Below are 20,672 nucleotides of genomic sequence, written 5' to 3'. Positions count from 1 at the left end.
GGTCCCGACGGGCCGCCCTCTTCCATTCGGCGTCTGGAGAAACGCCTATTCTTCCAGCTTGCGAGCCACTTCGACGACTTCGAAGCACTCGATCTGGTCGCCCTTCTGAAGGTCGTCATAATTCTCGAACGCCATGCCGCATTCGGTGCCGGCACGCACATCGGGAACTTCGTCCTTGAAGCGCTTGAGCGTCTTGAGATTGCCTTCGTGCAGCACGGTATCGTCGCGCAGGAGACGCACGCCGCAGCCGCGTTTCACGACGCCTTCGGTCACACGGCAACCGGCAACCTTGCCGACCTTCGTAATATTGAAGACCTCGAGAATTTCGGCGTAGCCGATGAAGTTCTCGCGCTTCTCCGGCGCCAGCATGCCTTCCATCGTGTTCCGCACATCGTCGATCACATCGTAGATGACCGAGTAGTAGCGGATCTCGACGCCTTCGCGCTCGGCCAGCTCGCGGGCCTGCTTGTTGGCGCGGACGTTGAAGGCAAAGATCGGGGCACCCGAGGATTTGGCCAGCAGCACGTCGCTTTCATTGACGCCGCCCGGTGCCGCATGGATCACGCGGGCCCGGACTTCGTCATTGCCGATCTTCTCGAGCGACTGCTTGATGGCCTCGGCCGAACCCTGCACGTCTGCCTTGACCAGCAGCGGCATTTCCTGGGCCTCGTCCTGCTTGAGGCGTGCCATCATCTGCTCGAGCGAGGTGCCGCCAGCGGTCGCCGCACCCATCGCATCGCGCTCCTTGCGCTGGCGATATTCGGCGATCTCGCGGGCCCGCGCCTCGTTCTCGACGACGGCGAAGACTTCACCCGGCTCCGGAGCACCGTCGAGGCCGAGAATTTCGGTCGGGACGGACGGTCCGGCTTCCTGAAGCTGCTGGCCACGCTCATTGACCAGGGCTCGCACACGGCCCCACTGGGCGCCGGCGACGACGATATCGCCCCGGTTCAGCGTACCGCGACGCACGAGCACAGTCGCAACGGGACCACGGCCCTTGTCGACCTGGCTCTCGATGACCACACCCTCGGCATTGCGCTCCGGATTGGCCTTGAGATCGAGCAGTTCGGCCTGCAGCGAGATAGCCTCGGTCAGCTCTTCCAGGCCCGTACCGGCCTTGGCGGAGACATTGACCGACTGCACATCGCCCGACATGGCCTCGACGACGATTTCGTGCTGAAGCAGGTCGGTGAGAACCTTGTTCGGATTTGCATCCGGCTTGTCGCACTTGTTCACCGCCACGATGATCGGCGTACCGGCCGCCTTGGCGTGATTGATCGCCTCGATCGTCTGCGGCATCACCGAGTCGTCGGCGGCCACCACGAGAATGACGATGTCGGTCGCCTGGGCACCGCGCGAACGCATGGCCGAGAAGGCCGCGTGACCCGGCGTATCGAGGAAGGTGATCCTGTCGCCGGACTTCAGCTCGACCTGGTAGGCACCGATATGCTGGGTGATGCCACCCGCCTCGCCGGCCGCAACGTCCGTCGTGCGGAGCGCGTCGAGCAGCGAGGTCTTGCCGTGGTCGACATGGCCCATGACCGCGACGACCGGCGCACGGCCCTGCAAGTTCTCTTCGGCATCGTCCTCGGAGATGAAGCCCTCTTCGACGTCGGCTTCGGACACGCGCTTCACCATGTGGCCGAATTCCTCGACGATGAGTTCAGCCGTGTCGGCGTCGATGACGTCGTTCACGCGAACCATATCGCCCTGCTTCATCATGAATTTCACGACGTCGACCGAGCGTTCCGCCATACGATTGGCGAGGTCGGCGATGGTGATCGCTTCCGGCACGACGACTTCGCGCGCAATCTTCTCGCGACCGCCCGCAACGTCCTGGCGGCGCTGCTTTTCGCGCTCGCGCGCCCGGCGCACGGAGGCCAGCGAACGCTGCCGCTCTTCATCGCCCTCGAGAATATTCTGGATGGTCAGCTTGCCGCGACGGCGCGTATCGCCCTTGGCCTTGGCCGGCTGCTTGGCCGCACCCGGACCGGCGCCAGCACCGCCCTTGCGCTTGACCCGGCCACCCATGGCTTCGAGCGTCGACGGCGGGCCGGCATCGGCGGCGCCGTGCTTGGGACCCTTGTCGGCAGGCGCACGACGGCGCGGAGCGGCCGTTTCGTCGCTACCCTTGCTGCGCGGCGCAGCTTCCTTGGCGGCCTTGGCCGCTTCTTCCTCGGCCTTCAGGCGTGCTTCTTCCTCAAGGCGGCGGCGTTCGGCCTCCTCGGCCTCGCGCGCCTCGCGCGCTTCGCGTTCGCGCTGCTCCTCGAGATGCTGCTGTTCCTGCTTGGCGCGGGCAGCGCGCTCTTCGGCTTCGCGCTTCTTCTGCTCTTCGCGATCGGCCGCTTCGGCCCGGGCGCGAGCGATGGCGCGCTGGCGGGCGACCAGTTCCTCTTCGGACAGGCCGAGCTGGCGGGCTTTCGCCGCAAGGGCAGACTCGCCGGACTTGCCGCTGCCGCCGGCAGACGGCTTGGCGCCACCGGTGGAGCCATCCTTGCCCGGCGTTGCCACGCGCTTGCGCTTCTTCTCGACCACTACGGCCTTGGACCGCCCGCGCGCAAAGCTTTGCTGCACGGTACCGCCACCGGAGCGTTTCAGAGAGAGCGGCCGGCGGCCGGAGGATTTGTTGTCGTCTGCGTCGCTCATACGAGCCTTCCAAATCGGCTTTCGTTTCGCGGAACTCACCGGTAGCCGAATGCCGGTGAGACGCACTATTCAAACCTCGTCAGGTCCGAAGGCTCGCTAACCTAGCCAGCTCCGACCCGATATCAACCGCCAAGGCCGCATGGGCGGCATGTCCGGCGGTCGTCCCGCCCGGCTTCGCGCGATCACCCCTGCCGGGGATCAAGCGGACGAAAGCCGGACAGCTTGTCCATCACCGTCGCGAAGGCCCGCGCCTGCGGCCCTTCCGACATGGCGGCATGGACGACCGGACCGCGGCCCGTGGCCTGCCCGATCTCCTCCGCCGTGAAACAGGCCGCCACCGGGACGTCGCCCCAGGCTGCCTGTGCCAGCCGGTCGAGCTTCGACCGGCCGTCCGCCGCCCCGTCCGACGCTTCGACGCGCCAGGCCGGGCGGGCGGCCTTGAGGGCCAGACGCACCGCGTCGAAGCCCGTCGCGAAATCTCCCGAGCGGCGCGCAAGACCCATCAGGTTCAGCGCGCGCTCGGCCAGAAGCCGCTCGAGGAGGTCCGCGAAATCGTCCGGGACGACAACGCGGCCTCCGAAGGCCCGGTTGAAGGCGCCTTTCTTGAGCGCCTTCCCGACCAGCTCCCGGTCGGCCGTCACCCAGGCACCCCGCCCGGGCAGTTTCGCCGCCAGGTCCGGGACCAAAACATCGTCCGGTCCCAGGGCGATCCGGATCAGCCGGGTCTCGTCGCAAACCTCGCCGGTGGCGACGCAGCGACGATCCCGGTGCCGTGTCGCAGCCGGGCTGGTCAGCCTTCCTTCTCCTCTTCGGCCACAGCCTCGTCGAGGTCGAGACCCAGGGCCTCGGCTTCGGCTTCCAGCTCGGCCAGATCCATGCTCTCGACGTCGAAAGCGGCGTCCGCTTCGCTCGTCTCGATTTCCTCTTCCTCGACCTCGACCTGCGGCAGGTCTTCCTCGGAGATCCAGCCGGCAGCGACACGCGCCCGCATGATCATCATCTCCGCATCTTCAGCCGACAGGTTGAAGTCTTCGAGAATGCCCGGCTCGCGCACGCGCTCGCCATTCTTGGTCTCGAACCAGCCGCGAAGATCGTCAGTGACGAGACCGGCCAGGTCCTCGACCGTCTTGACGTCGTTCTCGCCGAGCTTGACCGCCATGGCGAGTTCCACGCCTTCGACCTCGAGCACCGCATCCTCGACGCCCAGCTCCTTGCGCTTGGCGTCCTGCTCGGCGGCAAGCCGCTCGAGATAATCGCGGGCACGGGCCTGGATTTCCTCGGCCGTATCCTCGTCGAAGCCTTCGATGACGGCGATTTCGCCGAGATCGACATAGGCGATGTCCTCGACGTCGGTGAAGCCTTCGGTAGCCAAGAGTTGGGCAATGACCTCGTCGACATCAAGGGCACCGATGAAGAGCTGGGTCCGCTCGGCGAATTCCTTCTGCCGGCGTTCGGACTCTTCTTCCTCGGTCAGGATGTCGATCGACCAGCCCGTCAGCTGCGAAGCGAGACGGACATTCTGGCCCCGGCGGCCGATGGCGAGCGAGAGCTGCTCGTCCGGCACCACAACCTCGATACGCTGGTCTTCCTCGTCGAGCACGACCTTGGCGACTTCCGCCGGCTGCAGGGCGTTGACGATGAAGGTAGCCGGGTCGTCGGACCACGGAATGATATCGATCTTCTCGCCGGCGAGTTCGGAGACGACGGCCTGGACACGGCTGCCGCGCATGCCGACGCAAGCGCCCACCGGGTCGATCGAGCCGTCATTGGAAATCACGGCGATCTTCGCACGCGAACCCGGGTCGCGGGCCACGGAGGGGATCTCGATGATACCTTCGTAGACTTCCGGCACTTCCTGCGCGAACAGGGCAGCCATGAAGTCCGGATGCGCCCGCGACAGGAAGATCTGCGGGCCGCGCACTTCTTCGCGTACATCGTAGATATAGGCGCGCACGCGCTCATTGTTCTGCAGGTTTTCACGCGGAATGCCGTCGGCGCGGCGGATAATGCCTTCGGCGCGGCCCAGGTCGATGATCACATTGCCGTACTCGACGCGCTTGACGATACCGCTGACGATCTCGCCGACGCGATCCTTGTATTCCTCGAACTGGCGCTGGCGCTCGGCTTCGCGGACTTTCTGCGTGATGACCTGCTTGGCCGTCTGCGAGGCGACGCGGCCAAACTCGATCGGCGGCAGCTCGTCTGAGAAGACCGTGCCGACCTCGGCGTCCTTGTCGATCTTCTTGGCATCGGCGAGGGAAAGCTCCTGGCTTTCGTTCTCGACCTCTTCCACGACCGTCATGCAACGGGTAAGCGACAGCTCGCCCGTCTTCGGGTCGATCTTGGCGCGGATGTCGTTTTCGGCCCCGTAGCGGGAGCGCGCGGCCTTCTGGATGGCTTCCTCGATAGCCTCGATCACGATCGATTCATCGATGGACTTCTCGGCCGCGACAGCGCGGGCGATCTGCAACAGCTCCAGGCGGTTGGCGCTAACACCAATGCTCATCGGGCGATCCCCGTAGCGATGGACTGCGACATCATTCGTCTCCTTCAGTCGTCGCGGAGGCATCCCCCCGCGCTTTCAAATCCGCCTCGATCAAGGCGTCAGTCAAAACCAGTTTGGCGTCCGCGATCCAGTCGAACGGAATCAGCGTCGTCTCGTCCTCGCCCTCCATGTCGAGCAGGACATTGTCGTCTTCGATACCCGCGAGCACGCCGCGGAAACGCTTGCGGCCCTCGGCCAGGCGATCGAGCTCGATCTTGGCCTCATAGCCTTCCCAGCGCGCGAAATGGCCCGGCGCCGTCAGCGGCCGGTCGATCCCGGGCGAGGAGATTTCCAGATCATACTCTCCCGCGATCGGATCTTCGACCTCGAACACGTCGGACAGGGCGCGCGACAGGCGGACGCAGTCCTCGACTTCGATGAAGGTGCCGTCGGTGCGGTCTGCCATGATCTGGAGCCGGGGTTTCTTGCCGGACATGACGCGCACGCGCACCACTTCCAGACCGAGATCGGCAGCCACCGGCTCGGCCAGAGCGAGAATGCGATTGTCTTGCGGCGTCTTGGTCTTCAAGGCCTCGAGCCCCTTTTGAAAAACAAAAAGAGCGGCCGCCGTGGGCGACCGCTCGATAGCATCATCCGATGCGATCGAACATGTGATGGGCGGTGTATACGCGCGATGCCGCGGAAAGGCAAGACGGGTCACGTGTAACGAAAAGCTAGACCCGCACGAAATCCATGAAGACCGGCGCGCAATCGCCGAGATTCTTTGTTTCGTAGCGCGTGGTGATGTGATCGGACGGGGGTAGGCGCCAGTCATCGGCGGCGTTGGCCTGCCAGTCGAACCGGTCGTCGCCTGTCAGCTCGACCATGCAGTGATCGGCATAGGATTTGACGTCCGTCGCGATGCGCAGCAATCCGCCCGGCTTGAGCATGCGCGCGAATTCGTCGCGGGTCGCCGGCTGAACGAAACGGCGCTTGGCATGACGCTTCTTGTGCCAGGGGTCGGGAAAGAGGAGGTAGATGCGGTCGAGGCTTTGCGCCTTGAAACGCGGCAGCACTTCGCGCGCATCGCCGCGATGGACGCGCACATTCTCCAGCGTCTTCTCCTCGACATAGGTCAGGGCCTTGGCCACGCCGTTGAGAAAGGGCTCGATCCCGATAAAGCCCGTCTCCGGCGATCGCTCGGCCTGGGCGGCGAGGTGCTCGCCCCCGCCGAAACCGATCTCGAGCACGCGTGTCGTCGCCCCGGGCAACAGCGCCGCGGGGTCGATCTCACCGTCTTCCGGCAGGTCGATCCGTGGCAGGAGATTGTCGACAAGCCCCTGCTGGCGCGCGGAGAGCGGCTTGCCCTGGGCGCGTCCGAAAAGGCGAAAACCGGGATTTTCAGGTCGGGTATCAGTCATGGGCGCGCATTTAGCGCGTCAGGGCCCGCGAGGCGAGCCCGTCATCAGCGAGGTCCTATCGACGCGCACTGTCCTCATCGGCGAGTGTGCGCACCAGTTCGAGAATGCGCCGGCGGACCTTGCCGTCCTGGATCCGGGAGAAGGCCTCGGCCAGCGAAACCCCGTCGGAACTCTGGATGAAATCGTAGATCACCGGCGTCTGGTCGCCTTCCGCCATGCCGGTCTCGGCCGATTTTTCGCCCAGCCCCTCGAAGAAGAACTGCACGGGAACGTCCAGCACGCGCGACAGACGGTAAAGCCGGCTCGCGCCGACGCGATTGGCGCCGCGCTCGTATTTCTGCACCTGCTGGAAAGTCACTCCCAGCTCGTCGCCCAGCTTCTCCTGGCTCATCTTGAGCAGTTGCCGTCGCAGACGCACGCGCGCGCCGACATGGATATCGATCGGATTGGGGCCACGCGGATTCACTTTGGGCATGTCGCCACCTCGTTTCAGTGAACGCATGCGCATTGTAGTATAGTTCTCAGATACAACCAATGGCTGGCGATCACAAAAACTTCATGTCACGGATGCAGACGGAAACGCTGCCGCCAACCGGGACGCGTCTGCAGCCAGCTTCCCGCCAACACAGCCAGAATCAGGAGCAGCGCAGGCCAGTCGCCCCACCAGCCATAGGGCGCCGGGCCGAGCGCTCGCGGCAGAGCGACGTCGAAGGCGCCCTCGGCATCCGGCGCTATTGCAACGTCCGCACGGCCGTAGGGGTCCACCACGCCGGACACGCCGCGCGAAGCGGCACGGACCAGCGGCAGGCCGGTCTCGATCGATCGGTAGCGCGCCTGGTTGAAGTGCTGATACGGGCCGGTACTGGTGCCGAACCAGGCGTCGTTTGACAGATTGAACAACCATTGCGGGCGCGGGCGGGCGCCTTGCACGAATTCCGGAAAGATCGCCTCGTAGCAGATCAGCGGCATGACAGACGGCGCGTTCGGGACATCGAGGGTGAAGGGCCCGGCGCCGGGCGTGAACTGGCGCCGGGCGAATTCGTCGAAACCGATCGCCGACACCAGCCAACTCAGCGGTACGGTTTCGCCGAACGGGGTCAGGCGCGCCTTGTCGTAAAGCCCGTCCAGGCGCGGCGTCCCGTCCGCAAAATGAAGCACGGCCATGGAGTTGTAGACGTCGCTGAGACCGTCATCATTCTCGGCAAGCCGGTTGATGCCGGCCATGAGGACCTGCCCGCCATCGAGCCGTTCACCGATCATGCTCAGCGTGGCACCGTCCCGCAGCATGAAAATAGGCAACGCGCCTTCAGGCCAGAGCACATGAGTCACGTCTTCCAGACCCGGCTCTTCGGTCAGGGCGAGATAGCGCGATCGCGCGAGGCTGTCGCCGCCCTGACCCCACTTTTCCTGCTGGGTGATCGCCGACTGGACGATGCGCAGACGAACGTCCGGATGATAGTCGAGCTGGCCCCCGAACAGGCGCAGCGCGCCAGTAAAGACCAGAACGAGCATGATGCCGAGCGCAGCAAGGACCGGGACGGCGCGCGTCACCCGGAAACGTGCGCCGAGAACGACCGCCGGAGCGGCGAGAACGAGCAGGGTCAGGAAGCTGAGACCGTATATGCCGAACCAGGCTGCCGTCTGGCTGATTGCTCCGCCCGCCTCCCAGGTATATCCGGGCAGATTCCAGGGAAGCCCGCCGAAAAGATGCCCGCGCACCCACTCCAGAAGGGCGATCGCCGCGGCGAAGACCAGAACGCGCCACTCCGTCCGCTGTGCGACGGCGACGTAGAGCGCGCCGGCCGCGCCCCAGAAAACGGCGAGCAGCGCCGCAAAGGGCGGCATGGCCAGCGGCGCGACCAGCTCGAAACCATTGCCGCGCGTCAGGAAGGCGAACACGACCCAATAAGTGCCCGCGAGGAAATATCCCATACCGAAGAGGAAGCCGCGCAGGAAAGCCGAGCGCATCGGGCGTGCCGTACGCCGTGCCCCGTCGAAACTCCAGAGCAGAACGCAAAGGCCGAGCATCAGGGCCGGCCAGATATGCAAGGGCGCCATGGAGAGGGCGGAGACGGCACCGGCGAGGGTCACCGCGATGCGGTGACGCCAGCCGCGCTGCCGGGTCAGCCAGGCGCGCGGCCACCAGACAGGCAGACGCCGCCAGTTCATCGGCTGGTATCGGTCTCGTCGGAAGACGGTAAAACGGGCTTCTGCCGACGGCCGGGGGCGCGAACGCGCATGCGCTTGATCCGCCGGGAATCCGCTTCGAGCACCTCGAATTCATACCCGGTGGGGTGACGGATCACTTCGCCGCGCTCGGGCACGCGCCCGATCAGGGTAAAGACGAGACCGCCCAGACTGTCGACATCCTCATCCTCGTCCGGTGCCGCGATCTCTTCGCCGACTACGGCCTCGAAATCGTCGATCTCCGCACGGGCCTCGACGTCCCAGACACCGGGACCACGCGCCCGGATGGCCGGCGCATCGCCCTCGTCATGTTCGTCCTCGATATCGCCGACGATCGGTTCGATCAGGTCTTCCAGCGTCACCAGTCCGTCGGTACCGCCGTATTCGTCCACTACAAGCGCAAGATGCATGCGACGCGCCTGCATGCGGCGCAGAAGGTCCGTCGCCTTCATCGAGGGCGGCGCGAAGAGCAGCTGTCGCTGGATCGAGGGCAGAATCTGCTTGTCGGCCCAGCCGGCGAGGCGGCTGCCGTCCTCGTCCGGAGCCAGGTGACCGACAACGTCCTTGATGTGGACCACGCCCACCGGGTCGTCGAGCGTTTCCCGATAGACCGGCAGGCGCGAATGGGAGGCTTCCGCGAACACCTTGGCAAGTTCGCCCAGCGGCGTTGCGATCTCGACGCCGACGATGTCGGCGCGCGGCACCATGACATCGGCAACGCGCAAGGCGTCCAGCGCATTGGCCTCGATCGAGGGGTGAGCGGTCGCGGCCGGTGAATCGCCGGATGTCCCGGTATCGTCGGATGCACCGATAAGGCGCGAGAACCAGGACCGGGACTCGGTCTGCGGCACGTTGGAAGAATGGTCAGCCATGGTGGGTCGGAATCAACTCCAGACGGTCAGCCGGCATAGGGATCGGCAACACCGAGCCGGACCAGCGCCCGGCGCTCGAGATCTTCCATGCGCTCCGCTTCGTCATCATGCTGGTGATCATATCCCTGAAGATGCAGGAATCCATGAATAATCAGATGGCGCAAATGATCGGCAACAGTAATGCCGCGGGCTTCCGCTTCACGTGTCATCACGCCCCAGGCCAGCGCCATGTCGCCAAGCTGGTTGTCCGCCGTCTCGCCGGACGGGAAGGAGAGCACATTGGTCGGTCCGTCCTTGTCGCGGAATGTCCTGTTGAGGCGGGCGATCTCGTCGTCCCCGGTCAGCAGGATGGCGACCACGCCCGGCTTCGGCGCCTCGATCAGGTCGAAGGCGGCGGCAATGGCCTTTTCGGCCAGAACGGATTTTCCCTCGACCCCGTTCCAGGCCTCGTCCTCGACGATCAGGTCCACAGCGTTCATCAGTCGCGACCGGGCCCGCCCTGCTGGCGGGCATCCTCCTCGTAAGCCTCCACGATCCGGGCCACCAGATCGTGCCGTACGACATCCGTCCGCGTAAAGCGGGTTATGGCAACCCCTTTCGTGCGGCCGAGAATATCGAGGGCATGCGGCAGGCCCGACGGGTCGCGCGGATTGAGGTCGCACTGGCTGGGATCGCCGGTGACGGCCATGCGCGAACCCTCACCGAGTCGGGTCAGCACCATCTGCATCTGGGCGCGCGAGGTGTTCTGGGCCTCGTCGACCACGATGAAGGCCCGGTTCAGCGTCCGGCCGCGCATGAAGGCGATCGGTGCGACCTCGATGCGGCCGTCCTCGCGCATCTTTTCGAGCTGGCTGCGTCCCAGCGTATCGGCAAGCGCATCCCAGACCGGCAGAAGATAGGGATCGACCTTCTCGGTCAGATCGCCCGGCAGAAAGCCGAGCTTTTCGCCCGCCTCGACCGCGGGGCGGGTGATGATCAGCTTCTCGACCTTGCGCTGGACCAGCAGCGAGGCGCCATAGGCGACCGCGAGCAACGTCTTGCCGGTCCCGGCCGGGCCGACGCCGAAGATGAGGTCGTAATCGCGATCATTCTTGAGCGCGCGCACGTAGTGGCGTTGCCCGTCCGTACGGGCAATGAGACTGGAGCCCCGCGGCACACGAATGACGCCGTCATCGGGGCCGCCATCATCCGGCTCGTCGCTCATGCGCAGGGCCGCGCGCACGGCCGCTTCATCGCAGGTCAGGCCATGCTCGAGCGAGGCATAAAGGCGCTTCAACGCCCGCTTGGCGTCGTCACGGGCCTGCGAATCCTCGCCAGCGATGAGAACCTGGCCGCCGCCGGGCGCACTGATCCGCACGCCGAGTTCCTGCTCGACGATCATGAAGAAACGATCGCCGGCGCCGGCCATGCCGCGCAGCCGCTCGCCATCCTCGAAATGCAGGCTGTCGGTCGGTTCGCGTCGCGGCTTGGTGGCGCGCTTGCGCGTGGAGGAGCGGTCCGCGGTCACGCAGCACTCCGTTCGCCGCCGACGAGACGTCCGGTCAGCGCATTGCGCGACGCGGCCTCGATCTCGACATCGGCGATCTTTCCGAGCAGCTCGGCTGGCGCATCGACATGAACCGACTGCAGATAGGGGCTGCGGCCATGAAGCTGGCCCTCGAGACGTCCCGCCTTTTCGAAAAGCACCGGCAGGGTGCGGCCGATCTGGCTCTCATTGAAAGCGACCTGCTGCCGATTGAGCAGGTCCTGCAGCACCGCCAGGCGCTCGGTTTTCACCGCTTCGTCGACCTGGTTGAACATGGCCGCACCGGGCGTGCCCGGGCGCTTGGAATACTTGAACGAGAAACAGGAAGCGTAATTGACCTGACGCACCAGATCGAGCGTTGCCTCGAAATCCGCGTCCGTCTCGCCCGGGAAGCCGACGATCATGTCGCCGGAAATGGCGATGTCCGGCCGCGCTGCGCGCAGGCGTTCGATCGTGGCGAGATAGTCCTCCGCCGTATGCTGGCGGTTCATGGCCTTGAGGATCTTGTCCGAACCCGCCTGAACCGGCAGGTGGAAATAGGGCATCAGCTTCGGCGTATCCGCGAAGGCATTGATGAGATCGTCATCCATGTCGCGCGGGTGCGAAGTGGTGAAGCGGATACGCTCGATGCCGCCGATCAGGGCAAGGTGGCGGACCAGCTGGCCCAGCCCCCAGGGGCCGTCGGCCTCGGACCCGGCCGGCGGTTCGCCGTGGAAGGCATTGACGTTCTGACCAAGCAGCGTGACCTCGCGCACGCCCTTGGCGGCCAGAGCCCGGACCTCGGCGACGATCTGGTCGACCGGCCGGGACCATTCGGCACCGCGGGTATAGGGCACCACGCAGAAGGTACAGAATTTGTCGCAACCCTCCTGCACGGTGACGAAAGCGGTGTAACCCTCCACCTGGCGCTCATTGCCCAGCGTGTCGAACTTGTCCTCGACCTCGAACTCGGTATCCAGCGCCTCGCCCTTGGCTCGGTGCGCCTGGGCGATCAGTTCGGGAAGCTTGTGATAGGTCTGCGGTCCGACGACGAGATCGACGACCGGTGCGCGCTTCATGATCTCCGCGCCCTCGGCCTGGGCCACGCAGCCGGCCACGGCGATGGTCATACCGCCCGCGGCGGCCTTTTCTTCCTTCAGCGGACGCAGCCGGCCCAGCTCGGAATAGACCTTCTCGGCCGCCTTCTCACGGATATGGCAGGTATTGAGAATGACCAGATCCGCCCCGTCCGGCTCCTCGGCCGGCTCATAGCCGAGCGGGGTCAGAACATCCTTCATCCTCTCGGAATCATAGACATTCATCTGGCAGCCATAGGTCTTGATGAAAAGGCGTTTGCGCGTCGTGCTCATGAAACCTGCATCGCCTGGGTCTCAGGCGCGTATCCTACTGCGGCCGGGACCTGCGGATCTGCAGGTCCGGGAAGCCGCGCGTTATGATGGATATGGGGGCTGAACGCAAGGCCTGCCAGTCGATCACGCCTCGCGCCGCAGCTACTCCGCCGGACCAGCGGCTTCGCGCTGCTCGCTCAGCGAAACCTGGCGCGCGTGCGGGCCCGGATCGTGCCGGCGGGCACTCAGCCCGATGACAAGCGCGATCAGGGTCAGGCCCGAGGCGAGCAGGAAGGGCGCGCCGGCAAAGGTCACGACTGCCTCGTCGGACGAGAAATGCGAGAACATGCGCGACATGACGAGAGGCCCGATGATCATGGACAGGCTCTGAAGCGAGGTCATCGCCCCCTGCAGCTCGCCCTGGGCGTTGGGCGGAATGATGCGCGACATCACGCCCTGGAGCGCCGGCTGCCCGATCCCGCCCAGTGCGGCGAGCGCGATAATGGCGTAGACCATCCAGCCCTGCGTCGCGAAGCCGTACGCAGCATAGGCCAGGACGGCGAGAATGAGCGAGATAGTGATCGCCCGCCACTCGCCCAGTTTGGGAACGAGAATGCGCGTCAGCCCGCCCTGCACGATAGCCGAGGTCAGACCGACCGCCATGAGCGAGAGGCCGATCTCCTTCGGGCCCCAGCCGAACTTGAAGTCGGAGTAATAGGCCCAGATCGCCGGATAGACGGCATGCCCCAGCAGCATCAGGAAGATCGCGCTCATCAGGACCAGCACGGCCGGATATTTGCGGATCTGGATCAGCGAGCCCAGCGGATTGGCCCGGCGGATATCGAAGGGACGCCGGTTTTCCGGCTTCAGCGTCTCGGGCAGGACGATCAGCCCGTAGACGAAATTGGCGCCCGCCAGCATCGCCGCCGCGAAGAAGGGTGCGCGCGGCCCGAAATTATCGCCGAGTAAACCGCCGATGGCCGGTCCGAGCGTGAAGCCGACGCCGAAGGCGGCGCCGATCAGGCCGAAGCGCGCGGCGCGTTCTTCCGGCGGGGTGATGTCGGCGATGAAGGCATTGGCGGTGGAATAGCTCGCCCCGAAAACGCCAGCCAGCAGGCGGCCCACGAGGAGCAGCCAGAAGACCGGCGCAAAACCCATGATCAGATAATCGATCGTGAAACCGCCAAGCGCAGCCAGCAGGACCGGCTTGCGGCCGAAACGGTCGGACAGACCGCCCACGATCGGCGCGAAGACGAATTGCATGCCGGCATAGGTCACCATCAACCAGGCGCCCAGCACGGCGGCGTTATTGGCGCGAAGCCCGGTCAGCTCCTCGATCAGTTCCGGCATGACGGGGATGATCAGGCCGAAGCCGATCATGTCGATCAGGACGGTAATGAAGATGAAGATGACGGCATGCTTGCCGGTCGGGCGCACGGACATCGCGTTTCCCTGGTCGGACGCGGACGAGGCAGGGACCTAGTCGTCGGTACCCTTCAGAGGCACGCCGTAAAGCTCGAGGCGGTGATCCACAAGCTTGTAGCCCAGCTTGCGGGCGATCGCTTCCTGCAACTGCTCGATCTCTTCATTGACGAATTCCACGACTTCACCGGACTTGAGGTCGATCAGATGGTCGTGATGCTCGTCGCCGACTTCCTCATAGCGCGACCTTCCGTCGCGGAAATCGTGCCGCTCGATAATGCCGGCTTCCTCGAACAGGCGGACAGTCCGGTAGACCGTCGCGAGCGAAATGCGCGGATCCTCCGCCGCGGCGCGGCGGTGCAATTCCTCGGCGTCGGGGTGGTCGTCAGACTCGGACAGCACGCGCGCAATCACGCGTCGCTGGTCCGTCATACGAAGGCCCTTGTCGATGCAGAGTTTTTCGATTCGATCCGGCATTGGCGATTTCCCTGGTCGGTCATTCGAGAAATAGGCGCTCAGGCAGGGTGATGTCCATCTCCGGACAGCCATTTTTCGAGTACGCAGGCATCCGCCCCGTCGGCGTAGTAGCGCCGCCGCCGCCCTATCTCCGAGTAACCTGCTTGGTCATACAGCCTGCGTGCCCGCATGTTTTCCGTGGAAACCTCCAGGAATAGACGGACAATCCCTGCGGATTCGAGACGTGTTTCCGCACCCTGCAACAAGCAGTGCCCCAACCCCTGCCCGCGCGCATCGGGATCGACGCAGACGGTCAGGACTTCCGCTTCGTCTGCGGCCGCACGGACCAGAATGAGGCCGGTGGGCGCGGTCGGCGGCCCGGTGACCAGGCCTGTCATCCCCGGCAATTGCAACATGGCGGCAAATTCGGATTCGCCCCACCCGGTGGCGAAACAGCGATCGTGAAGATCGGCCAGCGCCGCCGCCGACTGGGCTGTCACCGCCTCTGCCGCGGCACCGGTCTTTGCGCGACTCATGCCGGCTCGACGCCGCCGGGCAGCTTCGCGTCCGGCGGGCGGGCATAGAAGGGCGAGGGCAGGTCTTCGGCCGGATCGGCCACCGCGACGAGATCGAGCAGGGCCGAGATGTCGAGCGCCTCCGGTCCGACCTGATGGTAACCGGCAGAACGGGCCAGATGAGCGCCGGGCCCTGTGACGGCCAGCGCATCCGGACCCCCCAGCACACCGAGACGATCGGCGATTTCACCCTGGGGGAGACGCTGCGTTTCGCCCGGAGCATCGGGACTTGCCCAGAACTGGAGGATGGCTTCGCCGCGCCTTGCATCATGGATGGCCGCCACCGGCCCGGACGCTGCGCTGGCGCGCACGAAGACCGCCAGATTGGAGATCCCGACGATGTCCGCACCGCAGGCCAGGGCGAGCCCGCGCGCAAAGGCGACACCCACACGCGTCCCGGCGAAGCTGCCCGGCCCGACCGTCACCCCGATCCGGTCCAGATCGGCAACTTTCACCTCTTCATCGGCCAGCAGGTCGGCGACCATCGGCGCCAGGCGCTCGGCATGGCCACGGCCGATCGGATCGATGCGTACGGCATCGTCCCGGCCGGTCAGGCGCAAGGCAACGGAACAGTTGCTGCCGGTGGTATCGATGGCGAGAATCGTCATGCGGGCGGTTTAGCCGGTTTTCCGCGCCAGGTCGAAGCCCGCGCGAGAAATGAGACCGAACCTATTCAACCGCCTCGACGGCCTGGACTTCGGGAATATAGTGCTTGAGCAGGTTCTCGATGCCGGCCTTCAGCGTCATCGTGGAGGACGGGCAGCCGGAGCAGGCACCGCGCATTTTCAGGCGCACGGTTCCACTGTCCGCAATGAAGGAATGGAAGAGGATATCACCGCCGTCCTGAGCCACGGCCGGGCGCACGCGCGTATCGATCAGCTCGATGATTTCCTTCACCAGGCCTTCGCTCTCGCCCTCATAGGCCGCATGGCCGGAATCGAGCTCGGCCTCGCCCAGGATGGGGCGGCCGGACTGCAGACCGTCCATGATCGCACCAAGCAGGAAGGGCTTGATGTGATCCCAGTCACTGGCATCGGTCTTGGTGATCGCGATGAAATCCTCACCGAAGAAGACCGTGCTCACGCCGTCGACCAGGAAAAGATCCGAGGCCAGCGGCGAGACCTGTGCGTCCTGCTCGTTCTCGAATTCACGTGGACCGGCTGGCGATATCTCGCGCCCGGGCAGGAATTTCAGCGTGTTCGGGTTTGGTGTTGCTTCGGTCTGGATGAACATGACGGCCTCCTGCCCCTCAGTTGGCGTTCTTTTGGCCCGCGTTCAACCATGCTGGCAGTAGGGATGTCAGATCAGGGCGTCGATTTCCGACTTGTCCATATCGCCGGGAACCACGGTGACAGGGACCGTCCGGCCATTGAACAACCCCTTGCCGCGCGCCAGCGCCGACACCAGCGGCCCGGGGCCTTCCGACGAGGGAGACGCCCCGAGAATGAGCAGTGATATCAGCGGGTCTTCCTCAAGCACGCGGGCCAGGACCTCGCGCCGCTCGCCTTCGCGCAGCAGCAGCTCCGGACGCTCTCCGGTTACGGCTTCGGCATCTTCCGCCATGGATTCCAGCAAGGCCTCGGAGGCCGCCTCCGCCTCGCGCTTGGCGGTCTCGGCGACGCCGATCCAGTGATTGAAATCGCCGGGCTCGTGACTGGCCAGTATGGTAACGTGCGCACCGGTCGCCTGCGCACGGCGCGCAGCAAAGTAGAGCGCGGTGCGGCATTCGATAGTATCGTCGGCGACGACGAGAAATTTGCGATTGCTGTTCGGCATGCGCGCGGAGTTTGGCCGGTTCCGCCCGGCACGTCCAGCAAATGCTTGCAACGCACGGGTTCGAAGGGGGAAATCATGGATTTAGCCGAGCACAGGGACCGTCGCCATGCCGGTACGCGGGCCGGAGTTTTCCGTCTCACCGAGCGCGCCGTCGAACGCTTCGACGAGAGCGGCGAACGCATCGGTGAAATTCAGCTCGACCATGTCGGCGAAGTCCGGCTTGCGGTCGAACTCGCCGGTCAGACGAGCCAGGTCGTCTGCCGCATCAAGGACAATGAAGGCCATGAACTGGCCTTCGGCTCCATGTTCTGGAAAGGGCCGGGCCGATACGACTCGACGATCGACACCTTCCAGCCCTTCCTGCGTGCCCTGCACCAGGCGCTGCTCCCGCATCGCGAGCGCATCCGCTTTGTGGAGGGGCAGACGGTGATGTTCATGCTCGTCATGTTCGCGACCGGTACGGCGATCGCCGTGATCAGCGCCCTGGCCTTCGTCTACATCTTCCTCATGCGGGAAAATGCCTACGGGCTGGCGCTTCTGCTCGGCGTTTTCGTGGGCGGGGCGCTGATGCGGATTTTCTGGCCCAAGGGCCCGAAGGCCTACGACCCGGAATTCTACACGCGCGAACCGGCCAGCTGAGGGGACACGCCCCTCAGTGATCCATCGGCATGGGCAGGGGCGTTGCCGTCACGGTAAAACGGACCGGAATCTCGCCTGCTCGCTCGAAGACCAGCACACCTTCGACCCTGCTACCCTCGGCGACCGGCGCCAGGCCGAACACCATGAGGTGCAGTCCGCCGGGCGCGAAAACCAGCGGGAGCGTACTGTCGATGCGCTGCGGCCCGACCGGGCGCATCTGCATCATGCCGTTTTCGGCCATGACATGACCGTGCAGCTCGACACGTTCGGCGCCCTCGATACGCGCCGCGACGAGATTGTCGGCAGTGCCGTCTTCCAGCATGGCGAAGAAATAGGCGGCCGTGACGTCGCGGCCTTCCGGGTGCGGGCGCATCCACGCGACAGGAACCGAAACGACCGGAATCACGCCGTCATCGGGGAGGGGTGCTGCGTCTTCGGCATCCGTCATGGCATGTCCGGGCATGGCGTGGTCCGCCATCTCCCGGCCATCCATCGAGGTCGCATCCATGTCGTATTCGGCTTCGCCATCCTGCGGCTGGCCGCAGGCGGCTAGAGCAAGGATGGACAGTCCGGCAAGAAAGGCACGCATCGGAATTCTCCCTGGCAAGGCATGAAGGCATAGCCCATGGCCTGGACACGGTCAGCGCGACCAATCGTCCGGCCAGCACCGTGGGCGCAGCGGCTCGGCGCGCCTAATGCCCCCAATAGCCGATAGCGCGCTTCGCTTCCGCCACCACCGGTGCAGCCACTTCCCGGGCGCGCTCGGCGCCTTTTTCGAGAATGCGGTCGATTTCGGCCTTGTCGGTCAGCAGGCGGCGGTACTCGTCCGAGATCGGGGCGAGATACTGCACGGCCACCTCGGCCAGAGCCGGCTTGAAAACGCCGAAGCCCTGACCTCCGAATTCGCCAAGCACCGCCTCTTTCGTGGTCTCGGTGAGCGCAGCATAGATACCGACGAGGTTCGACGCCTCCGGGCGGCTGTCCAACTCGGCGACGCTCTCGGGCAGCGGTTCCGGGTCCGTCTTGGCCTTCTTGATCTTGCGCGCGATCTTGTCGGCATCATCCTCGATATTGATGCGGGAATTGTCCGACACGTCCGATTTCGACATTTTCGACGTCCCGTCGCGCAGGCTCATGATGCGAGCGCCCGGCCCCTGGATGATGGGATCGGGGACCGGGAAAAGCGCTTCGCCATCGCCGTAATCGCGATTGAACCGGGCTGCGATATCGCGGCTCAGCTCCAGATGCTGTTTCTGATCTTCGCCCACCGGCACTTCGGTCGCCTTGTAGACGAGGATGTCGGCCGCCATCAGCACGGGATAGGTCAGCAAGCCGACCGACACCCGCTCCTTGTCCTTGCCGGACTTGTCCTTGAACTGGGTCATGCGCTCGAGCCAGCCCAGACGGGCGACGCAATTGAAGACCCAGGCGAGTTCCGCGTGCGCAGGCACGGCAGACTGGGCGAAGAGCGCGCTCTTTTCCGGATCGATCCCGGCGGCGATATAGGCCGCGGAAACCGCCCGCACGGCGTCGGGCAAAGCTTTGGGGTCGTGCGGCATGGTCGTGGCGTGCATGTCGACCACGCAATAGAAGCACTCGCGCTCGGGATCGTCCTGCAGGCCCACCCAGTTCTTCAGCGCACCGAGATAATTGCCGAGATGAAGCTGACCGGTCGGCTGCATGCCGGACAGGACGCGTTTCGGACCCTTGTAGTCGGTGGGCGTGTCACTCATGGGAAAGCCTTTGAAGCGATAGGAAACTCGCCAGCGGTCTTAGCCCCGCCGCCAGCCCTGCTCAAGAGCGCTTGAGCGCCTGGCGCACCTCGCTGATGCGAAGCGCGCCGGTCACGAGGGCGCCGAGACCGTAAACGCCGGCGCCGGCAGCGCAGATAACGAGGAGGCCGAGCAATGGATAGCCGAACGCAAAATCGATAACGCGCCCTGCATGCCGATCAGCGTAGATTAGGAACGCAACCATAAAACCGCAGGCGAGCAGGATTCTCGGAAGCTTCGACAGGACGCGTGCGTCGGGCTTGAAGAGACCTCGTCTCGCCAGCGTCGCGGCCAAGAGGCCAGCATTTACCCAACCGGCCACCGAAGTTGCGATTGCGAGCCCGACGAAGCCGAGTGGCCCGAAAAATAAACCAATACCGAGCAACAAATTGATCACGACGCCCGCGGTCGCAAACTTCATCGGCGTCACAGTGTCCTCGCGGGCAAAGAATCCCGGCGACAGCACCTTGATGAGGACAAACGCCGGCAAACCTATCGCGAATGGAACCAGCGCTTCGCTCACCATGATCACGTCATTGGGTGTAAATTCATCGCCCTCATAAATTCCCATCACGATAAAATTCGGAATCGCGATCAACGCCGCTGCCGCAGGCAGAGTTAGCGCCATGGAAATTTCCAATGCGCGATTCATAGCATTGGACGCTGCTGGCAAATCGCCAGCCCGCAAGCGCGCCGACAGGGTGGGGAGCAGCACGACACCAATGGCAATCCCGATAACGCCCAGCGGCAACTGATACAATCGATCAGCGTAATAAAGCCATGACCGGGCGCCAATTTCGATCGTAGCGATCGCCGAGGTCACGAGGATGTTGATTTGAGTCACACCGGCCGCCAGCGCACCGGGTACGCCCAGCACGATGAGACGCCGTACATCTGGCGTTAGCCGCGGGAGTTGAAGGCTGAGGCGAATTCCAAGTGTTTGGCAGGCCGCAAAAAGCCAGACCAGCTGCATTAAGCCGGACACCGTAATACCGATGGACAAATGCAGAGCCAGATCGCGGCCGCCCTCCGGCGACAGCGCCAATATCGAGATCAGCGTGACATTGAGCAAAACGGGCGCAGCGGATGCCACGGCGAATTTGCCGTGAGAATTGAGAACACCGCTGAGCATAGCGGTCAGCGACATCATCAACAGATAAGGCATTGTGATCTGGGTCAGCAGCACTGCCAACTCAAATAAGCCGGGGTCGTCCACGAAGCCTGGCGCAAGTAGATACATAAGCCAGGGCATGCCCAGCTGTGCCGCAAGGACCAGGATGAACATGGCGGTCATCAGGACGGAAACGACTTGTCGCGCGAAGCGTTGCGCCTCAGTCAGGCCATTTCCCTCAAGCTTGCCAGCATAAAGCGGCACAAACGCCGAATTGAACGCTCCCTCAGCGAAGATGCGCCGAAACAAATTGGGGAATTGGAACGCGGTGAGATAGGCGTCCGTTATAGGCCCGGCGCCGAGCGCTTGTGCGAGCATTCGGTCCCGGACCAGCCCGAGAACACGGCTCGCCATGGTGAGAAGACCGACGACGGCCGTGGAGCGCAATAGCCGCATA

At 64.6% G+C, this 20,672-nt stretch carries 21 protein-coding genes; 1 reads left to right on the top strand and 20 read right to left on the bottom strand.

Annotation, left to right across the window (positions count from 1 at the left end; all coding sequences use genetic code 11):
* Positions 1-45 precede the first annotated feature (45 nt).
* The 17 genes from infB to AC13HB_RS08000 all read right to left on the bottom strand — a co-directional run bounded on the left by infB (position 46) and on the right by AC13HB_RS08000 (position 16,693).
* A complete protein-coding gene (gene infB / locus AC13HB_RS08080) occupies positions 46-2,646 on the bottom strand; it encodes a translation initiation factor IF-2 (RefSeq protein ID WP_482949238.1) in 2,601 nt (866 codons plus the stop codon).
* Between the two features lie 182 nt (positions 2,647-2,828).
* Positions 2,829-3,440 (bottom strand): RNA-binding protein, encoded by a 612-nt coding sequence (locus AC13HB_RS08075; RefSeq protein ID WP_482949346.1) that lies wholly within the window; start codon positions 3,438-3,440, stop codon positions 2,829-2,831.
* Positions 3,437-5,152, bottom strand: coding sequence for a transcription termination factor NusA (gene nusA / locus AC13HB_RS08070; RefSeq protein WP_482949237.1), 1,716 nt, complete (start codon positions 5,150-5,152; stop codon positions 3,437-3,439). The genes AC13HB_RS08075 and nusA overlap by 4 nt, the downstream gene beginning before the upstream one ends.
* A 31-nt stretch (positions 5,153-5,183) precedes the next feature.
* Entirely contained in the window at positions 5,184-5,720 is a 537-nt protein-coding gene (gene rimP, locus AC13HB_RS08065; RefSeq protein ID WP_482949236.1) for a ribosome maturation factor RimP, read from the bottom strand.
* Between the two features lie 145 nt (positions 5,721-5,865).
* Entirely contained in the window at positions 5,866-6,552 is a 687-nt protein-coding gene (gene trmB, locus AC13HB_RS08060; protein WP_482949235.1) for a tRNA (guanosine(46)-N7)-methyltransferase TrmB, read from the bottom strand.
* Between the two features lie 55 nt (positions 6,553-6,607).
* Positions 6,608-7,027 carry a helix-turn-helix domain-containing protein gene (locus AC13HB_RS08055; protein ID WP_482949234.1) on the bottom strand — a complete coding sequence of 140 codons (420 nt, stop codon included), beginning with the start codon at positions 7,025-7,027 and terminating at the stop codon, positions 6,608-6,610.
* An 86-nt stretch (positions 7,028-7,113) separates the two neighbouring features.
* Complete coding sequence (gene lnt / locus AC13HB_RS08050; RefSeq protein WP_482949233.1) at positions 7,114-8,721, bottom strand: apolipoprotein N-acyltransferase; 1,608 nt, start codon at positions 8,719-8,721, stop codon at positions 7,114-7,116.
* Complete coding sequence (locus tag AC13HB_RS08045; RefSeq protein ID WP_482949232.1) at positions 8,718-9,611, bottom strand: hemolysin family protein; 894 nt, start codon at positions 9,609-9,611, stop codon at positions 8,718-8,720. Before AC13HB_RS08045 ends, lnt begins: the two co-directional genes overlap by 4 nt.
* Before the next feature lie 26 nt (positions 9,612-9,637).
* A complete protein-coding gene (gene ybeY / locus AC13HB_RS08040) occupies positions 9,638-10,090 on the bottom strand; it encodes an rRNA maturation RNase YbeY (protein WP_482949231.1) in 453 nt (150 codons plus the stop codon).
* Positions 10,090-11,019 (bottom strand): PhoH family protein, encoded by a 930-nt coding sequence (locus AC13HB_RS08035; protein WP_482949345.1) that lies wholly within the window; start codon positions 11,017-11,019, stop codon positions 10,090-10,092. Before AC13HB_RS08035 ends, ybeY begins: the two co-directional genes overlap by 1 nt.
* Before the next feature lie 95 nt (positions 11,020-11,114).
* Positions 11,115-12,485: a tRNA (N6-isopentenyl adenosine(37)-C2)-methylthiotransferase MiaB gene (miaB, locus tag AC13HB_RS08030; protein WP_482949230.1), complete on the bottom strand. Its 1,371-nt coding sequence runs from the start codon at positions 12,483-12,485 to the stop codon at positions 11,115-11,117.
* Positions 12,486-12,626: 141 nt separating this feature from the next.
* Positions 12,627-13,907, bottom strand: coding sequence for a TCR/Tet family MFS transporter (locus AC13HB_RS08025; protein WP_482949229.1), 1,281 nt, complete (start codon positions 13,905-13,907; stop codon positions 12,627-12,629).
* Positions 13,908-13,943: 36 nt separating this feature from the next.
* Positions 13,944-14,363 (bottom strand): Fur family transcriptional regulator, encoded by a 420-nt coding sequence (locus AC13HB_RS08020; RefSeq protein WP_482949228.1) that lies wholly within the window; start codon positions 14,361-14,363, stop codon positions 13,944-13,946.
* A 38-nt stretch (positions 14,364-14,401) separates the two neighbouring features.
* Positions 14,402-14,878 (bottom strand): GNAT family N-acetyltransferase, encoded by a 477-nt coding sequence (locus tag AC13HB_RS08015; RefSeq protein WP_482949227.1) that lies wholly within the window; start codon positions 14,876-14,878, stop codon positions 14,402-14,404.
* Positions 14,875-15,525 carry a tRNA (adenosine(37)-N6)-threonylcarbamoyltransferase complex dimerization subunit type 1 TsaB gene (gene tsaB, locus AC13HB_RS08010; RefSeq protein ID WP_482949226.1) on the bottom strand — a complete coding sequence of 217 codons (651 nt, stop codon included), beginning with the start codon at positions 15,523-15,525 and terminating at the stop codon, positions 14,875-14,877. The genes AC13HB_RS08015 and tsaB overlap by 4 nt, the downstream gene beginning before the upstream one ends.
* A gap of 61 nt (positions 15,526-15,586) precedes the next feature.
* On the bottom strand, positions 15,587-16,150 hold the full coding sequence (locus AC13HB_RS08005; protein ID WP_482949225.1) for a NifU family protein: 564 nt from the start codon (positions 16,148-16,150) through the stop codon (positions 15,587-15,589).
* Between the two features lie 66 nt (positions 16,151-16,216).
* On the bottom strand, positions 16,217-16,693 hold the full coding sequence (locus AC13HB_RS08000; RefSeq protein ID WP_482949224.1) for a universal stress protein: 477 nt from the start codon (positions 16,691-16,693) through the stop codon (positions 16,217-16,219).
* A gap of 75 nt (positions 16,694-16,768) precedes the next feature.
* Here AC13HB_RS08000 and AC13HB_RS07995 point away from each other — a divergent pair, with 75 nt between their 5' ends.
* Positions 16,769-17,332, top strand: a complete 564-nt coding sequence (locus tag AC13HB_RS07995; RefSeq protein ID WP_482949223.1) for a hypothetical protein — start codon at positions 16,769-16,771, stop codon at positions 17,330-17,332.
* A gap of 13 nt (positions 17,333-17,345) precedes the next feature.
* On the opposite strand, the gene AC13HB_RS07990 is transcribed toward AC13HB_RS07995, so the two are convergent.
* From AC13HB_RS07990 to murJ, 3 genes are all read right to left on the bottom strand, one after another.
* Entirely contained in the window at positions 17,346-17,921 is a 576-nt protein-coding gene (locus AC13HB_RS07990; RefSeq protein ID WP_482949222.1) for a copper chaperone PCu(A)C, read from the bottom strand.
* A 103-nt stretch (positions 17,922-18,024) separates the two neighbouring features.
* Positions 18,025-19,065, bottom strand: a complete 1,041-nt coding sequence (gene trpS, locus AC13HB_RS07985) for a tryptophan--tRNA ligase (protein WP_482949221.1) — start codon at positions 19,063-19,065, stop codon at positions 18,025-18,027.
* A gap of 61 nt (positions 19,066-19,126) precedes the next feature.
* Complete coding sequence (gene murJ / locus AC13HB_RS07980) at positions 19,127-20,671, bottom strand: murein biosynthesis integral membrane protein MurJ (protein ID WP_482949220.1); 1,545 nt, start codon at positions 20,669-20,671, stop codon at positions 19,127-19,129.
* Position 20,672 lies beyond the last annotated feature (1 nt).

Source organism: Maricaulis sp. B-26 (genome assembly GCF_056857855.1).
This window is presented reverse-complemented; position numbering and strand designations above follow the sequence as displayed.

Bases quoted from the DNA above. Each gene is read 5' to 3' on its own strand.
- lnt (WP_482949233.1), bottom strand. From the start codon at position 8,721: ATGAACTGGCGGCGTCTGCCTGTCTGGTGGCCGCGCGCCTGGCTGACC.
- AC13HB_RS08045 (WP_482949232.1), bottom strand. From the start codon at position 9,611: ATGGCTGACCATTCTTCCAACGTGCCGCAGACCGAGTCCCGGTCCTGG.
- AC13HB_RS08055 (WP_482949234.1), bottom strand. From the start codon at position 7,027: ATGCCCAAAGTGAATCCGCGTGGCCCCAATCCGATCGATATCCATGTC.
- tsaB (WP_482949226.1), bottom strand. From the start codon at position 15,525: ATGACGATTCTCGCCATCGATACCACCGGCAGCAACTGTTCCGTTGCC.
- ybeY (WP_482949231.1), bottom strand. From the start codon at position 10,090: ATGAACGCTGTGGACCTGATCGTCGAGGACGAGGCCTGGAACGGGGTC.
- AC13HB_RS08000 (WP_482949224.1), bottom strand. From the start codon at position 16,693: ATGCCGAACAGCAATCGCAAATTTCTCGTCGTCGCCGACGATACTATC.
- trmB (WP_482949235.1), bottom strand. From the start codon at position 6,552: ATGACTGATACCCGACCTGAAAATCCCGGTTTTCGCCTTTTCGGACGC.
- infB (WP_482949238.1), bottom strand. From the start codon at position 2,646: ATGAGCGACGCAGACGACAACAAATCCTCCGGCCGCCGGCCGCTCTCT.
- AC13HB_RS08035 (WP_482949345.1), bottom strand. From the start codon at position 11,019: ATGGCCGGCGCCGGCGATCGTTTCTTCATGATCGTCGAGCAGGAACTC.
- murJ (WP_482949220.1), bottom strand. From the start codon at position 20,671: ATGCGGCTATTGCGCTCCACGGCCGTCGTCGGTCTTCTCACCATGGCG.
- AC13HB_RS08020 (WP_482949228.1), bottom strand. From the start codon at position 14,363: ATGCCGGATCGAATCGAAAAACTCTGCATCGACAAGGGCCTTCGTATG.
- AC13HB_RS08005 (WP_482949225.1), bottom strand. From the start codon at position 16,150: ATGTTCATCCAGACCGAAGCAACACCAAACCCGAACACGCTGAAATTC.
- AC13HB_RS07990 (WP_482949222.1), bottom strand. From the start codon at position 17,921: ATGCGTGCCTTTCTTGCCGGACTGTCCATCCTTGCTCTAGCCGCCTGC.
- nusA (WP_482949237.1), bottom strand. From the start codon at position 5,152: ATGAGCATTGGTGTTAGCGCCAACCGCCTGGAGCTGTTGCAGATCGCC.
- AC13HB_RS08015 (WP_482949227.1), bottom strand. From the start codon at position 14,878: ATGAGTCGCGCAAAGACCGGTGCCGCGGCAGAGGCGGTGACAGCCCAG.
- AC13HB_RS07995 (WP_482949223.1), top strand. From the start codon at position 16,769: ATGGATTTAGCCGAGCACAGGGACCGTCGCCATGCCGGTACGCGGGCC.
- trpS (WP_482949221.1), bottom strand. From the start codon at position 19,065: ATGAGTGACACGCCCACCGACTACAAGGGTCCGAAACGCGTCCTGTCC.
- miaB (WP_482949230.1), bottom strand. From the start codon at position 12,485: ATGAGCACGACGCGCAAACGCCTTTTCATCAAGACCTATGGCTGCCAG.
- AC13HB_RS08025 (WP_482949229.1), bottom strand. From the start codon at position 13,907: ATGTCCGTGCGCCCGACCGGCAAGCATGCCGTCATCTTCATCTTCATT.